Annotated in this window: 13 protein-coding genes; 10 read left to right on the forward strand and 3 right to left on the reverse strand. The window is 43.1% G+C overall.

Annotated features, from left to right (window positions below; translation table 11 throughout):
- The first annotated feature begins 141 nt into the window (after positions 1-141).
- From V7K42_RS19880 to V7K42_RS19895, 4 genes are read left to right on the forward strand one after another with little or no spacing between them, the layout of a single operon-like run.
- Positions 142-1416 (forward strand): DUF4331 domain-containing protein, encoded by a 1275-nt coding sequence (locus V7K42_RS19880; RefSeq protein WP_334919044.1) that lies wholly within the window; start codon positions 142-144, stop codon positions 1414-1416.
- Positions 1417-1421: 5 nt separating this feature from the next.
- Complete coding sequence (locus V7K42_RS19885) at positions 1422-2834, forward strand: tetratricopeptide repeat protein (protein ID WP_334919046.1); 1413 nt, start codon at positions 1422-1424, stop codon at positions 2832-2834.
- Positions 2831-4348 carry a nickel/cobalt transporter gene (locus V7K42_RS19890; RefSeq protein WP_334919048.1) on the forward strand — a complete coding sequence of 506 codons (1518 nt, stop codon included), beginning with the start codon at positions 2831-2833 and terminating at the stop codon, positions 4346-4348. Before V7K42_RS19885 ends, V7K42_RS19890 begins: the two co-directional genes overlap by 4 nt.
- Positions 4349-4391: 43 nt before the next feature.
- Positions 4392-5066 (forward strand): hypothetical protein, encoded by a 675-nt coding sequence (locus V7K42_RS19895; protein WP_138505389.1) that lies wholly within the window; start codon positions 4392-4394, stop codon positions 5064-5066.
- Between the two features lie 197 nt (positions 5067-5263).
- Here the strand turns inward: V7K42_RS19895 and V7K42_RS19900 are convergent, their stop codons facing one another.
- The 3 genes from V7K42_RS19900 to V7K42_RS19910 form a co-directional block, all read right to left on the reverse strand.
- Positions 5264-7468 (reverse strand): AAA family ATPase, encoded by a 2205-nt coding sequence (locus V7K42_RS19900; protein ID WP_334919054.1) that lies wholly within the window; start codon positions 7466-7468, stop codon positions 5264-5266.
- A gap of 736 nt (positions 7469-8204) precedes the next feature.
- On the reverse strand, positions 8205-8744 hold the full coding sequence (locus V7K42_RS19905) for a hypothetical protein (RefSeq protein ID WP_334919056.1): 540 nt from the start codon (positions 8742-8744) through the stop codon (positions 8205-8207).
- A gap of 44 nt (positions 8745-8788) precedes the next feature.
- The gene (locus V7K42_RS19910) at positions 8789-9106 is read right to left on the reverse strand and encodes a hypothetical protein (protein WP_334919058.1); all 318 of its coding nucleotides are present in this window, start codon (positions 9104-9106) and stop codon (positions 8789-8791) included.
- A 633-nt stretch (positions 9107-9739) separates the two neighbouring features.
- Here V7K42_RS19910 and V7K42_RS19915 point away from each other — a divergent pair.
- The 6 genes from V7K42_RS19915 to V7K42_RS19940 all read left to right on the forward strand — a co-directional run bounded on the left by V7K42_RS19915 (position 9740) and on the right by V7K42_RS19940 (position 15403).
- On the forward strand, positions 9740-9910 hold the full coding sequence (locus tag V7K42_RS19915) for a hypothetical protein (protein WP_334919060.1): 171 nt from the start codon (positions 9740-9742) through the stop codon (positions 9908-9910).
- Complete coding sequence (locus tag V7K42_RS19920) at positions 9907-10797, forward strand: DUF3991 and TOPRIM domain-containing protein (RefSeq protein ID WP_334919062.1); 891 nt, start codon at positions 9907-9909, stop codon at positions 10795-10797. Before V7K42_RS19915 ends, V7K42_RS19920 begins: the two co-directional genes overlap by 4 nt.
- 812 nt (positions 10798-11609) lie before the next feature.
- Positions 11610-12092: a hypothetical protein gene (locus V7K42_RS19925; RefSeq protein ID WP_334919064.1), complete on the forward strand. Its 483-nt coding sequence runs from the start codon at positions 11610-11612 to the stop codon at positions 12090-12092.
- A 370-nt stretch (positions 12093-12462) separates the two neighbouring features.
- Entirely contained in the window at positions 12463-13221 is a 759-nt protein-coding gene (locus tag V7K42_RS19930; protein WP_334919066.1) for a hypothetical protein, read from the forward strand.
- Between the two features lie 144 nt (positions 13222-13365).
- Complete coding sequence (locus tag V7K42_RS19935) at positions 13366-14985, forward strand: Na+/H+ antiporter (RefSeq protein ID WP_334919069.1); 1620 nt, start codon at positions 13366-13368, stop codon at positions 14983-14985.
- A 256-nt stretch (positions 14986-15241) separates the two neighbouring features.
- On the forward strand, positions 15242-15403 hold the full coding sequence (locus V7K42_RS19940) for a hypothetical protein (RefSeq protein WP_334919071.1): 162 nt from the start codon (positions 15242-15244) through the stop codon (positions 15401-15403).
- Positions 15404-15523: the final 120 nt, after the last annotated feature.

Raw genomic sequence — 15523 nt, forward strand, 5'->3', positions numbered from 1 at the left:
AAGTTTTAGTCTGGAAAGTGAGTAGTAAGAGCAAATAAGCTGTGAAGCGCTTCGGTAATATCCGCAGTCTTTTTTGAAATCCAAATAAACTTGCTATTTCCACACCAACAGTAGGGGCTAAACACCTCAAGAAGGGCAACTATGAGAATAAATGCTCGGAGTATCACCTCTTTTATAGCAACTGAAGGCAGGTTACTCATAGAGAAAGCAGTCCAAAATATGGTATTTCTTTCCATCAAGCGATCGCTGTATTGGACTAAAGCTACTCATTTTTTTCGTCCCATAGTGGCATTTGTCGCTATTTTGCTGGTAGTCCTAACCTATGCAACTCCTACAGCTTTGGCTTCAGACCACCAAGACACAACTTTTCTTGCCACTAAGCTGACTGCTGCGGATCTAACAGACTTGTTTGTGTTTGAGAGTCCGACAAACCCCAAAAATGTTGTCTTAGTGATGGATTTCGACCCTTTGATCGTTTCTGGTGAAAAAAGACCATTCGATCCAAACGTTCTTTATCAATTCAAGATTGATAACACTGGCGACAGTATTGAAGATGTCGTACTCCAATTCAATATAAATGGTAAAGGCTCACAGCAAACTGTCACAGTCCGCGGCCCATGTCGTCCAACCACAGTAGGAACAGAGTCAGCTTTGCTTCCAGTAAGTTGGACAGGGCAACTCAACCAAACATTCGCCGCATATAACGGTATGAAGTTCTTTGTTGGTACACGCAAAGACCCGTTCTTTTTCGATTTGGAACAGTTCTTCAAAATCATTCCGGATCGGAACTATAGCCTTCAGCCTAATCCCAGTCCTCCCTTCACAGTTCTTACCTTTAGACCACCGGGACAAGCAAAAGACACTCTGGCCCCATTTAATGTCCACTCAATTATTGTCGAGCTACCCAGGAAACTGCTTGGTAAAGGCAAGATTGGTGCTTGGATGACAACTAGTGTTAAAACTCCTAGACTCAGAAACGGGCATTTTGCTCAGATTGAGCGGTTAGCAGTTCCAGCCCTGAATGAACTTTTTATGGACTTTAAAGCTCATAATAATAGTAATCTTCAGACACCAACCAAAGACGCTAGCAATCAATCGCAATTCATTAAATCCTTTGTAAAAGCGATCGGTAGACCTGAAGGTATAGCCGATGCAGTGATCTCAGTGGCGATTCCTGATGTTATCCAAGCTGACCTTTCTAAACCTAGCGGTAGTTATTTTGGGACTCAGTTAGGCAACAACTTTGGTGGTAGAAGACCAAAAGATGACGTAATCGATGTAACAGCATCCGTTGTCTTTGGTAATGCAGTTACAGGCATTTCTACAGGTAAAATTCCGGGGCTGACTAGCGATAATGTTGGGCCTAATAATGCTAACTTTCTTCCTACCTTCCCTTATTTAGGTAATCCTTTGTAAGGTTTATGAATCTACGAATACTATGGGTGTTAGTGCTGACTAGCCTACTGGTTTTACTAAGACCCTGTAATACACAAGCGCTAAGTTTAGGCTATACCAATGGTAAGTTAGGCACATATTCCTCTCTTGTGCAACTGCTGACTATTAATTCCAGGGAGATATTACCAGAAAAGCAGTCAGATTTAGTCTTCCCCGATTATTTAGAGCGATCGCATATTATCAGTGTCTATGAGGAGAAAGTTGCCCAATCTCCCGATTCCTCAATATTTTTACGTCTGTTAGCCGATCAATATTTGAGGCGCTTTCGAGAAATTGGAGATATAGACGATGTGTTACGAGCAGAACAAGCGGCACGTAGATCCCTGGCACTACAGCCGCGCCATAATGAGGTTTCTTCCATGCTCCTAGCATCAGCTTTACTATCTCAACATCAATTTCGAGAAGCTTTAGATGTGTTAAATAATTCATCTGTTGACAATCCCAATATTGTCTCGCTCTTGGCATCAATTCAAATGGAGTTGGGTGATTATGAAATAACTCATCAACTCTTGCAGAACCTTGCACAGGAAGAATCGAACTCTGGTCATAACGCGGTTTTAGCTCGTTATTTAGAGTTAACTGGCAATTTAGCCTCAGCGCGAAAACTGCTAGATGAAGCTATGCAGGAGATGGACTCTTTCTACACGACGAGCGCAGAAACTCGTGCTTGGTTTCATGTGCGGACTGGGGATCTGGCTTTTGCATCTGGGAATTTTGCCCTGTCTGAGCAGCGATATCGGGAAGCTTTTGACCTGTTTCCACGGCATATAGCTGCGTTTACAGGACTAGCCCGCCTCTATGCGGCACAGCATCGATGGCAGGATGTTCTAAATATCGCCAACCAGGGTATAGAACTGATGCCGTTAGTAGAAACACTGGGATATAAGGCTGATGCTCAAGTAGCTCTTCTCGACCAAAAAGGCGCGGCTGAAACTGAAGATTTAATCGGGGTAGTAGCTTACCTGAGCAAGGTTAAAGGAATCTACGATCGCGCAATGGCTGTCTACTACACCGAACATGGAATTCATTTAACAGAGGCGCTACAAATTGCCCGTGCTGAAGTAGCAGTGCGAGACGATGTATATGCAGAGGATACATTGGCTTGGGCCGCTGCGGCTAATGGGGAATGGGAAGAAGCGCAACAGGCAGCACAACAGGCAACTCGCTTTGGGACAGAAGATGCTTTGCTGCAATTTCATGCTGGCATGATTGCGTTTCACTTAGGTAATCGTGAAGAGGCAATAAAGCGATTAACTCAAGCTGTTAGCCTCAATCCTCAATTTCATCACAAATATGCTGATCAAGCGCGTCAAGTCTTGGCTAACTTAGTACCCTCTGTCTCTTTTCCCACTCCTAACGCTATAGGGGGTTCTTCATGAAAAAGCTACTACATTACTTGGCTTGGAATACTGCAATCATCACAATATGTTTATTTTGGATGCCGAGGGCGGATGCCCACCCTTTAGGCAATTTCACCATCAATCACTACGCAGGAGTGCAGGTAGCAACCGATGGTGTGGGGATTGATTATGTTCTAGATATGGCAGAGATTCCTGCTTTTCAGGAGATTAATCATTTAGATACTAATCGCGATCGCAAAGCTGAACCTGTAGAGACGGTTCGATACCCTAATCAAAAATGCCAGGAAGTCAATTCACATTTGGAACTGTTGATCGATAAACAGCCTTTAGCACTGTCTTTGATCAAATCAACAGTTGAATTTCCTCCAGGTGTCGGAGGATTATCTACACTGCGGCTGAGTTGTAATTTTCAGGGGTCAACGGAGTTAGTAGGCGCGAATCAGTTAATCGAGTTTGAAGATCAGTTTTATCCACAGCGTTTGGGCTGGCGTGAGATTACTGTGGCTGCAAATGGCGTTCCCATTCAAGGTGATTTCACATCTTTGAGTATTACCAACCGTTTGAGAGATTACCCCACTGAGTTACTCAGCAGTCCTCTCGACCAGCGTCGGATTGACTTTAAACTGAATCCGTCTCTGACATCGAGTGAACAAGCACCTCCACCATCTGTTAAATCATCCAGCCGTTTAGATAATGCTTTGACAGGAAGAAGCAACGATGTATTTACTAGCTTAATTACCCAGGAAAATCATAATTTCCTGACTATCCTAATAGCTCTAGCGATCGCCTTTTTATGGGGTGGTTTACACGCCCTCTCTCCTGGTCATGGAAAAACGATAGTCGGTGCTTATTTGGTGGGTTCCCGCAGTAATGCCCAACACGCCCTATTCCTGGGGCTGATTATGACGATTACCCATACTGCTGGGGTATTTGCGCTAGGGCTGGTCACTCTTGGCACATCCCAGTTTATTTTGACAGAGCAATTGTACCCTTGGTTAAGCGTACTCTCTGGTGTACTGGTAACTGTAATTGGTCTGAATTTATTTATCAGTCGATTGCAAGGGACTCAGGTTTCTCATTCACACGACCATGTACATAGTCATCAACACAGCCACGGCTTGCATCATCACCAGACGCTCGATGACTCGCTACCGCTTCGCTATCACCATCACCACAACCATGAGCATTCACATTTACCGCCTCACGGCGCTTCCATGAAGTGGTCTAGTCTACTAGCGTTGGGAATTTCCGGCGGCTTGTTACCTTGTCCTTCAGCCTTAGTAGTGTTGCTAAGTGCGATCGCAATGGGACGAGTTGGCTTTGGACTAGCGCTGGTATCTGCCTTTAGCTTAGGTCTAGCAGCCGTACTAACTGGTATCGGCTTAATGCTAGTCTACGCCAAAAATCGGTTTGAGCATTTGCCACTCCAGATACCCAGGATCAAGATGTTACCTATAGCAAGTGCCTTATGTATTACCCTAATTGGCTTAGGTATTACTTCACAGGCTTTGCTCGCTCATCCCTGGAACTAGATGAAAGCACTCAGTTTTGTAATAAATAACCTAGAACAACTATATGTCACAAGCAATTAAAGAATCCATCGTCTCAGAAAACAGTTCATTTAATTTTTGGCAAAAATTGCTAAGACGTTCAATCCCTATTGCCTCTGCTGCGATGCCTGTGGCGGGCGTAGCCATCGCTCTATCTGTAAGTGTTATCCTCCCATCTAAGGCATCCACCATTTCATCTTCTGGTGACACAACAAACGCACCAACTTTTAACCGTCCGCAAACGGAAGGATTTGAAGGTGGTACTAACCCACCCACATCACTTTCTAGTAATGGTACTGCTGTCCCTTATTACAGCCAGCCTTTCTTAGTTGATACTACAGGCTCTTATGATATTGTAGGTTCTCAAGCTTTCCTGGGCATCCAGTTCTTGTACCAAAACAGCTTCAACCCAACTACCCCATTAGTTAATTTACTTAGTGGAAATGATCCTTTTCCAGATGAAGGCACATCTGGTTTTAGCGGCTTGAGCTTAACTGCCAATAGTCAATACTTTTTAGTCACTACTGGATTTGACAATAGCAATAACAGTTTTGGTAGTTTTACTAATACCATCAAAGGCCCTGGCAATATTACACTTGTCCCCGAACCTTCTTCAACTGGCAGTACAGTAGTCTTTGGGATCTTTGCAAGCAGCTTAATACTAAAGCGCAAACTAAAAAAGCTAAAATCTGTCAACTAACCTCCGTTTGTCAGAAAACCTTATTTTGAGGAAAATATGAAACGATTTATCTTCATTTCTTTAATAACTGCTTTGTGCATAATAGGCTACTTTGAAATTAGCTTGTCACAGGCTGAAAAACTTTTTTGGCTGAATTTGAGTCTTTGAAATCCTCCCTCACTAAATCATTTCGGACTCCGCACTCGAAATTTTCGCTGTTAGCTAATTTCTCTTTGCCATAAAATATCTGTAACTCTCGTCATCCCAGCTTTGAGATGGCGGCGATAGGTACTGAAAGGCAAATCTAGTAACTCAGCTGCTTGTTCTTGCGTGGGGGCGGGATTTAAATAAGTTCGATAAACAGCGCGGTAGAGTTTTTCATCACGCGGGGATGATTGTAAGGATTCAACTGCTTGTTTCACCAGATTTTGTAAAACGTTAATTCGTTCGCGTAGATGCCCATAATCCGGCTGCTCGGAGAGCTGCATGTCTTTTGGACTCCCGATCATACTTGTTTTTGTGAAAATTTGTTCTTCCACGCTGCGCGAGAGTACTTCGTACACGCTTCGCGATCGCACTAATGGATTATTCTGTAATGCATCAGGACAACTAAAGTTACGTAACGCATTCTGCACCGCTTCCACAAATTCTGGCTGACTAAGAACTAACAGAGGTTCACCGACTGGAGTATTATCTACAGATTCTCCGGTAGTTGTAACCTCTTTTCGAGCCAAAATTTCCTTCCATGCGGCAGGCGACACAATTCGCCAGTCATGACCATAAACACCATAGTGTCTTCCCCCAACTGTAAAATCAGTTTCAGTAAGTCTTGTTAAGTCGAAGTAGTTTAACATTGCTGTCCAACTATCTGCTTGGGCACAAGGTAGAAAGGTGTATGCTAACCCCGGTGTTTTCTGAAAATACTGCACAAAATTAATGAAAATTAGACTTTGGGTGGGAGAAACAGCTTGATAGGTGTCCCGCGCCATCCAGAAGCGGAAAATAGTTGCGCCTTCGCTAGGGCGTAATGGTGCATGGGTTTGGAGATATTGCCAAGATGCAAGAGCGCCCGGATCTGCACTCAAATCTTCAACAGTTGCTGTCTGCAATGCCACCATCATTGCAAATCCCGCAGGTTCGGAGTGCAAGTCACGAAATACTACTACATTCTGCGGTTGGCGCTTCAACCAGTGATCTGCTATTTTTGCTGATTCTTCGCCTTCGTATTCTGCCACCATCCCCAGGAGTGCGGTTTTGTCAGTTTCCCGTAGTGAGTCTGTCAATAAACTACTTTGCTCACCCCAGGTAAAACAAGATCGAATCGCCGAGTTATCCCGATGCAAAAAAATATAATCAAGTAGCACTCGATGCTTTTCTTGTCCCTGAGTTTGCCCTAGTCGTTTGGTATAATATTGACGCGCTCGGTGGTGTAATTCAGTGTAAAATTCCGAATTACGCCAACGCAAGTCAGCAATTAAAACTTCGCGTGCTAAATCGTGGGGAAATAAACCCAATTGCCCTGATTCGATAAACGACAGTCCGCGCAACCACTCAAATAAATCGTGAACATCAAGTATTTCCCCTAAAGAGTGAGCCTCACCAGCCAAAGTATTTTGAGGCACAGCCAATATTTGATTTAGTGCGGCTTCGGTAGTCAGCCGGATCACCGCACAAGCTTCTAAAGCCATACGGTGTAGGGGCGTTGGTACTTCTTTTATGAATCTTGACAACAGTGTTTTAACAACATTGGGAGCAGATTCTGCTTGAAAAGAGATTTCTTTTCCCTGAGCAAACACCTCAGCAACCAAAGATAATGCTAGAGGATGTCCGTGGGTAAATTCTAGAATCGCCTGGTGTTGTGTAGTGGGAATATCTCGTGTGGTGAGATAAGTTTGACTTTCTTCTGGGGTAAGGTTGCGTAGGGGCAAGGTGTGCATCAAAGCTTGCCAACCTGGATCGCTACACCAACTAGATGAGGGGGGATTGCGTCCAGCAATCACAATTAAGGTATTAACAGACAAATGGGGTAAGAATCCTTCCCGCAACCATTCATCTAGCTGGGTAATAGCTTCATAGGTATCAATTAAAATTACATTACGTTCAAGTCTTTGGGCTAGCACATGTAAAGGAGAATCTGATTCATTCAATCCCATCAACGAACGCAACGTGCTAACAAAAGATTCGGGCGCAGCTTCTATATTACGTCCTTCTACGTAGATAGTTGATATTTTTGACCGTTCACAAAACCGCAAAAACTGCTGCATGAGGGTTGTCTTGCCCACACCGCCAGGGCCAAAGACGTGCAAAATGTGAAAAGGTAATTCTCTTGATGCGATCGCATCAATAAATAGCTCCAGTTCCCGCTCACGTCCCACGAATTTGCGATTTCGTTCTGCACTTAGTCGCTGTAATAGAGATGTCATTGGCATCCCTTCCTCAAATTTTACGTAGGATTACTGTTTTAAAGTATGAAGGATGTTTTTGATTTTTAAAATCTACTTTGACAAAATTTATAAATTTTACATCCAAGCTTAAAGGCGCAATACTAGCGAACCAGTACTAAGTTACCTTGTTAGGTAGCATTGGTTTGACTCCCCAATTGCGACTGGTACAACCGAGTAAAAGTATTGCAAGGTCGCACCTAAAAGAAACGTTTGTGCAACAATACTTTACACTTTGACACTTCAGGCATTTCTTACCTTTTTCTTTCTTCTAGACTAGGCAGAATAAGGTTCGGATCAGCCCACAGACTAAAGAATTCCACGAATTTAGTCATTCGTGTAATCGATGCCTCAAAGTCTTCTAGATTCATTGATGTCTACAGCTTACGCCTAACACTACCTCAGAGATGATGTTAGGTGACAGGAGGATTTCAAATTTTTTGTTCGCTGTACTTTTGGCTGTTGGTAGTGAGCCACGCTCATTTGATTGTTACCTCGCTTGAGCTACTACCGCCATAAAAATACCCCCTTCTGGGGGCAATTGATGTGGTTGATGTGCCTAAAAGCACACAATCGAATAATGAGAGTTCGCTATAAGGATTTCTGTATATATGCCAATCTTACAATGAGCTATCGGTGGATGTCTTCGGTGATTACCTTTTCTTCAAAATCGCTTCACAACAACTTTTCAATAACTGTGCTTTTACACCGTTAACCATTACTTACTCCCCGCAGGCGATAGCTTTTTCAAATTCTCAATCCGACAGCACCCCCGCTTCCATAGCTGTCTTTGGTTTTTATCTACAGGATGGTAATAAGCCCAAATACTTTCATCTGGTGCTGAATATAAGGAGATAATAAAAACCTTTTGTGTACCAAAGTTACCTGTACTTAACTCAATTTTTTCTTTGACATTAAACGTCTGTCCTGAACTATTAGTTGCTGTTGATAATTTTTTATAGGCTGGTTTAAGAGTTAATTGCGGTTGCTCTGTTTCTATCTCTGATTGCTCATGTTCACCAGAGGTATTTTCAAGAAAAACATTTGATTCTGATGAATTAACTGGTGCGGCTTCGAGAGTTTGAGGTAAAGCTAACTGTTCATTCTCTGCTAAGAGAGTTTGAGGCACAGCGTCACTTGCCAGAACAGAGCTACTGTTTAATTCGGAAACTTCAATGCTTTGACTCTGGTTATTATTTACTTCTAATTCCGGCTCAACTGGTTGATTTTCTGTTGGTAATTCAGTTGCCAGGAGCATCCATGCTCTCCATAAATTGAACATGAATGCAAGAGACACATCTATTAACTTGCGCCAGCTTCAGCCGCCGCTACATCTGGTTTTACCTCCTTCGCCTTCTTTTCAAAAAGCTGAATTCCTGCGTCAACGATCTCAAACCCGTTAGGAGTTCGTTGGCCAAGCTTCCCCGATACAGCCCCAGCCCAGTCTGCAAATTCCGAGGCGCTAGTCTCAGCCTTCCGCCAGCTTTTTGCATTAACTTGAGCGGTAAAAACTATGCCGTTCTGGTCAGTGAACTCGATTGCAACTTTCTTATTCTCAAGAGGTGTAGCTGTTGGTAGTTCGCCACTAAATTTTATTGTCACTTCGCTTTTGGCTTCCATAGCTTACCCCTGGCTCATCATCAATTTCATTTTTTCGTTCCTGATTTTATCTTGGATTAGGTTGACCACAAGATGCGCGATCACTTTGAAAGTCAACGTTGAGCATTCGGCTTGAAACAGAATCAAGACTCAACATTAAAAAAACAAAATCCACAAAAAAAATTTACCCCTGTTTTTGACCCTTTTTTTGTCTATCTAATTGATAATTAGTCTCAATATAAACCGCCCAAACCGTGATTATTGACACATTTATCAAGAAATATTACAGCTTTTATACTAGTTGATTGATTTGACTAAATTCGTGCATCTGATAGAAAATCTCCACAAAACATCCATTTTCCCAATTCTCACCAATTACATTTAACATCTCCCAATATCTAGACAACATCTCCCAAATCTCCAATTTTTTCTTACCTTTTTACACCTTTTACATCATCCAGTAACTACATTCTCATTAGCTCAAAAATTCCCAATAAAGAAGAACAGTTCCCAAAACTTCTTAGAAATCTCCCATTTGATCCCAATAATTGGTCAATTATTAGTAAATTCGCTTAAAATCTCTCAAGCTCTGGAATCCATCTTTTTCTGACGCACAGTACGCCATATTTGGCGGAAAGTTTTTGACAGCCAAAAATGAAAAGCAGAAGCAGAAGTAAGAGTCATCAACAAATACTACGAAACAACTACACAATCACGACAACGGCTAGAAGAAATTGTGCGATCGCTGGAATTAAAAACCCAACAACTGCGGGACTTGGCTTTAGAGGATGTCGCCTGGGAACTGGGGCTAAATTACGAGCGTGAGCGGTGGCGGGGTCACGGACAACATCATTAATATAGATGGGCCCAAATTCTACGACTTTGCACCCGAACAGCAGAAAGGCTCAGGGGGTGCGATTGACTTGGTGATGCACGTTAACCAGTGCAATCTGCGGCAAGCGGTCGTCTGGTTGCATGAGCGATTTGGTGAAGCTGGGGCAGAACGAGCAGCGATCGCAAAAACTAAAACAGTGGCTGCTGAGATTATCCAGTTAGAACCGCGAACCCCGTTTAAGCCACCCGTTGAAGATAAAACTAAATGGCTTGCAGTTTCCGCCTACCTCACCCAAAAACGGGGAATACCCAGCAACTTTGTACAAGCTTTCCATGAGTTGGGGTTGATTTACGCCGATAGTGAGCAAAACGCTGTGTTTGTGATGCGGAATCTAGCTCAAGAAACTAAGGGGGTATTTTTGAGAGGCACACGTGGGGAAAATAACACCTTTAAGGGCTACGAGTTTGGGACTAAGCGCAGTGATGGCTGGTTTCACTTTCATCTTGGTCAACAAGGAACGACCCAAGTCGAAAGAGCCGTGTTATGTAAATCGCCTATTGATGCCCTCTCTTATGCCATGCTCGAATATCAGGTTAATGGAGCAATGCCAGCAAACAGAACACTTTTCCTGGCAGTAGATAACCCCAACACCTTGCCAGTGGAGCAATTGCAGCATATTCCTACTGTCCAGGTGGCTTTTGATCCAGATGATTCTGGTAATGCAGCTGCACGAGTTGTTAAGGAATTGCTGCCACAGTCCAAGCGGCTCAAGTGCAAGGCACATGATTGGAATCAGCAGCTACTCGATTATGGGCAGCAGTTAAAACAACAGAATCAGCAACAGCAGGAGCAGGATGATGAATTGAGTATTTATTAGTCAACGTTGAAGACAGTGAACTGTACAGTCATTTTTGTAGCATAAAAGTAGTTTTTTGTAGTCTAATTTGGTTCAAGTGATTTGAAATTCACTTAAATCATCATTTTTCGCTCTAAAAAACTTTCCAAACTTTTTGGCGTACTGTGCGTCAGAATTCAATATTATTCTCCCTTGAAAGCACAATGTCACTGTGATCTCTCAAAAATGCGGAATTTAGGTGATTGGACTTTGGTATGCCATAGCCCTGCCATTGGCGTGCCAAAATTAAGCCAGTTTTAGCCCTAATTCTCAATAGTGATAATTAGTTGAGAATTGAGGTTTCAGAATTCCATTCATTTGCCATTGAGATGCCATAAATCAGCCATAATGGGAGCCAATTTTTGATAATACATAAATTTGCCAAAATTGAGCCATTAGGGTAAGTTTTTAGTTCGCATACGAAGTTTTTGACGACCAACTCTCTAGCGTTTACCAATTTGTGCCAGTCAAGAAGAATGACGATAAAACCAGTCAATAAAAAAACGAAATTGATAATGAGCTAGGGGTAAGCTATGTCTACCCCTTTATCGGACATACTAGAATGAGTTATTCTCATTAACTTCAAGTACAGTCCTGTTAATTGTGGATGCCAATTCAATGAAAGCAGCAAGCTTTAAGTGACTTCTGCTCACAAGTGCTTCTTGATACAAGTTTTGTGGCGAAGGCGTTTAAGCAGATACATCAGATGAAGCGGGAGTTTGGAGAAGGGTATGCCTTAATTAATGTTGGAGAGTTTCACCCAGACATTGGTGAGTTCATTTACCCAAATAAAAATGGACTTGAGACGAAAGTGGCTGGATGAATCAACAACTCATCAATACCTAAATAAAGAAATTGCCACTAACGTTTTGAATGTTGTTGATTTGGAATCCTGCCCCCCTCACCACGAAGTTTTCATTTTCATGGGCAGTATTGATAATGGTGATGCAATAAAAGAAGGTCGGTACAGTGTAGCTGTCATGAGTTTCAATGTTGCTGACCCCTCCTACCGCATCAAACCCTCATCAATTACATCTAAGCAAATTGAGAAACGGTTGCGACGGATGGCTACTAGCGAAGTCCGTCTGCTGATTCTCGATACGTCTAATCCTGATTTTATGGGTAAGAACCTAGCATTGTGGCTGCGTGAAATCAAGAGGTTAGGAAATCAAGCATCTCTTCACTTTAGTGTCATGATAGATGCTACTGATGAGTTTCCAGCAGTTCTCCCGCCAGATTTGCGCTCGGACTCCTGGACTATCAGGTTTGGCAATTAGTCCGCGACTGCATTACACGTATTAGCCCTAACGTGTAATCCTGCACTAGCCCAGGGCGGCCGCATCATGTCGATAAGACTAGTCTATTCTCAATAGACTCAGAAATAATCTCATTAATCTCTGCTTGTTGACAAATATTTTGAGATACGTTCAAGCAATGCTGAATATGGCGAAAATCAACCTCTAACTCCAATTCAAAATCATTTCGCACTCATACCTAGTTTCTCTGCTGAAGGTAATATCTGGCACCCAGCAAAATGTAGAGGGAACCTCTTGATGAGAGCCGAGTTACTTAATTATTGAAAAGTTACGAAATTGGCTCTTACAAGGTCGTAGTGTTAGGAATGAAATGAATTTAAGGAGAACGGTAATGACAAACAGTAAAATCCGAAAGATTTTACAACATACCTACCAGCTTGGTACAGTGATGAGTTCACTATTTATCCTCACAACTTTTGTCAGCCCAGTCACTGCACAATCGCTCAATCCAGATAAGCCAGCACCATTACATTCTGGAGTCAATTCAAGTGTAGCAGACAATTTTGTTGGCCCTCATTTCTACTACTTCATAGCCGGGCCAGGGAAAGTGAATGTCAATATCAAGTTCACATCTATGGGATTATTAGGTAACGCCAACACAGCCACAATTGGAATTGATTTATATGACGAAGGACAAACTTGGAAAATTCATAAGGATTTAACTTCAAACGGTACAACCGCACAATTAACTTTCCCTGGTAATTTAAAACAAAAAACTAAAGTGATTATGCGTATTCAGCCACCCCCGAATGGTTTAATTAGAACTGGGGGTAACTATGAAGTGCAACTTATAGGCGCTGTTGAGTCTGACAGCAATACAGCATCTGGGCAGCAAGACCAGATAGTGAAGACTTACCAAATTATGTCATGTATGCAAAACGTTTATGAGTGCGGTGTTGCAAAGTTTTATCCTGATGGAACTTTTAAAATTTCTGATGGACATACAGGAACATGGAAGCTTTTTGATTCAGAAGCAAATATTTATGTTTTAAATATTAGCGGTCATAATTTGAGTGTGAAATTGATGCCAGGAAGAGGCTTAGTTGAGCCGAATGATGTGAATTCCATTATTTTTCAAGAAGTTAGGTGATGTAGTTCTGGTTTTTTTTGATAAAAAACCATTAAACAGGACTTAAATATTTTTGAGGTCAAACCCTTGTAGGGAAAGGGAAATACACCTTATACCCAAACAAGCCTGAAAATAGCTGTAGTCTACCACTTCAACATTCACTTGATGCAAGGCATTTTCATTCAATATATTTGCCTGATCTTGATCATTCTCGGACTGGTCATGATCGCCAATAAGCTGCGATTGCCTTACCCAATCGTGCTTGTATTGGGCGGACTCGCGCTGAGTTTCATTGCTCAGTTTTCAAATATCACCATTAACCCAGAGCTAGTTTTCCTTATCTTCCTTCCGCCCCTGCTTTATGAAGCTGCGTGGCAAGTATCGTGGAAAGAATTCAGGAAATGGCGAGGGCTAATCATCGGGTTTGCTTTTCCCATTGTCATCTTAACGTCGTGCGCGATCGCAGTTGTCTCAAGCGCGATCATTCCCGGTTTTACTTTAGCGCTGGGCTTTCTTTTGGGTGGCATTATCTCACCGCCTGATGCCGTTTCTGCGACGACGATCATGCGGCAAGTCAACGTGCCGAAATCGCTAGTCAGCATTGTCGAAGGCGAAAGTCTACTTAACGATGCCTCGTCGCTGATCGTGTTTCGCTTTGCATTGGCGGCAGTCCTCACCGGACAGTTCCAATTTCATCAGGCAGCCGTCAACTTCGTTCTTGTTATTTTAATCGGAATCCTGATCGGACTCGTTGTCGGATTGATTTTCTACGGCATTCATCGTTTATTACCCACAACCTCCAGTATCGAAATCGTTTTAACACTGGTTACGCCGTACTGTATGTATTATTTTGCCGAACACTTCCATGTTTCGGGCGTGCTAGCGGTCGTCAGTGGTGGACTGCTCTTATCCAGCAAGCGCAATAGTTTGCTGAGTTATCGGAGCCGGGTTGAGGCTTTAAATGTATGGAATAATCTGGTCTTTGTCTTGAACGGGTTGATTTTTTTGCTCATCGGACTCGAATTACCGTTTGTCACTCGGCAGCTTGGTAACATTAGTTTAGGCAGTGCCGTTTGGTATGGATTGATCATCGCTTTCGCGCTGATTGTCACCAGGCTGCTTTGCACTTTAGGAACTTCTGTTTTGATGAGAGTCATGAGCCGTTTTATCCCGGTGTCAGATCCGAATCCAGGATGGAGAGGGCCGCTGATTTTCGGCTGGGCAGGAATGCGTGGTGTGGTATCGCTGGCATCCGCACTTTCCATCCCGTTCCTCACTCAAACAGGACAGCCGTTTCCCTACCGCGACCTTATTCTTTTTATCACGTTTATTGTCATTCTAATCACCCTGGTTTTTCAAGGATTAACGCTTCCCTGGCTGATCAGCAAAGTTAACCTCAAGGATAGGTTCACCCTCATCCCGGAACAGCAGCAGGAGATCATCATTCAAAAGAAATTAGCACTGGCTTCGCTGAGATTTCTGGAAGAAAAATATGGTGGAGAGCGTGCGCGAAACGAACACTTGGATAATCTGTTCTCGAAGCTCGAAATCGATCTGAAGTTTTTTGAGCGCGAACTCTTTGAATCAAATCTCGCTTTGCAAAACTCATTAAAGGCATATCAATCCATTTACCTGGAAGTGCTAGAGCGACGACGAGAGTTACTGAACAAAATGAATCGCCGTGCCGAGTTTGATGAAGAGTTGATCCGGAAGTATCTTTTATTGACCGACGTGGAAGAATTCAAAGTCCGGGAGATAGGTTCACAGGAATCCGGCACCGAGTAAGGAGAGATAAGCAACAACACCAGAGAAAAAGTCGCCATCAGGGGCGCGAGTAACGGTTCGGACGAGACAACGCTTTATTATCGACAGTCTACCGCGCCAAGATGCCTATTATTTCGTCAAAAGACAAGCCACTCTTAATTTATTGCGAATATTTCTTAATTGCTTAATACCGCCGGGCATTGTCTTGAATCAACTGGTTTTGGGTTTGTATTGGAAACGATCCACGTTCAGCGACCCGACCCACGAGGAGTCACGCTTGCAACCACAGCACGATGTTCGGGTTCGCTGCTGTGCTTCTTTAGGCGTTAACTTTCGACTTGTCAGCCGCAAGCGCCTGCACATCATTGGTGGTGAGAGGATTGCCACCCACTCCCCAGTCGCCGCTCTTGACCTCTTCAATCACAACCCACGTCACTGAACGCAGGTTCTCACCTTCGATCGATACCATCAGTGAGAGGTTAAGATAATCGCACATTTGTCAAGAGGGTGCAGGAAAAGGCGATAAATCTAGCTTAGAGACTGGCTTTCGCAGATATTT

Origin of the sequence: Nostoc sp., from assembly GCF_036917455.1 — a bacterium.
Classification (GTDB): Bacteria; Cyanobacteriota; Cyanobacteriia; order Cyanobacteriales; family Nostocaceae; genus Nostoc.

Bases quoted from the DNA above. Each gene is read 5' to 3' on its own strand.
- V7K42_RS19880 (WP_334919044.1), top strand. From the start codon at position 142: ATGAGAATAAATGCTCGGAGTATCACCTCTTTTATAGCAACTGAAGGC.
- V7K42_RS19885 (WP_334919046.1), top strand. From the start codon at position 1,422: ATGAATCTACGAATACTATGGGTGTTAGTGCTGACTAGCCTACTGGTT.
- V7K42_RS19890 (WP_334919048.1), top strand. From the start codon at position 2,831: ATGAAAAAGCTACTACATTACTTGGCTTGGAATACTGCAATCATCACA.
- V7K42_RS19895 (WP_138505389.1), top strand. From the start codon at position 4,392: ATGTCACAAGCAATTAAAGAATCCATCGTCTCAGAAAACAGTTCATTT.
- V7K42_RS19900 (WP_334919054.1), bottom strand. From the start codon at position 7,468: ATGACATCTCTATTACAGCGACTAAGTGCAGAACGAAATCGCAAATTC.
- V7K42_RS19905 (WP_334919056.1), bottom strand. From the start codon at position 8,744: ATGCTCCTGGCAACTGAATTACCAACAGAAAATCAACCAGTTGAGCCG.
- V7K42_RS19910 (WP_334919058.1), bottom strand. From the start codon at position 9,106: ATGGAAGCCAAAAGCGAAGTGACAATAAAATTTAGTGGCGAACTACCA.
- V7K42_RS19915 (WP_334919060.1), top strand. From the start codon at position 9,740: ATGAAAAGCAGAAGCAGAAGTAAGAGTCATCAACAAATACTACGAAAC.
- V7K42_RS19925 (WP_334919064.1), top strand. From the start codon at position 11,610: ATGGACTTGAGACGAAAGTGGCTGGATGAATCAACAACTCATCAATAC.
- V7K42_RS19930 (WP_334919066.1), top strand. From the start codon at position 12,463: ATGACAAACAGTAAAATCCGAAAGATTTTACAACATACCTACCAGCTT.
- V7K42_RS19935 (WP_334919069.1), top strand. From the start codon at position 13,366: ATGCAAGGCATTTTCATTCAATATATTTGCCTGATCTTGATCATTCTC.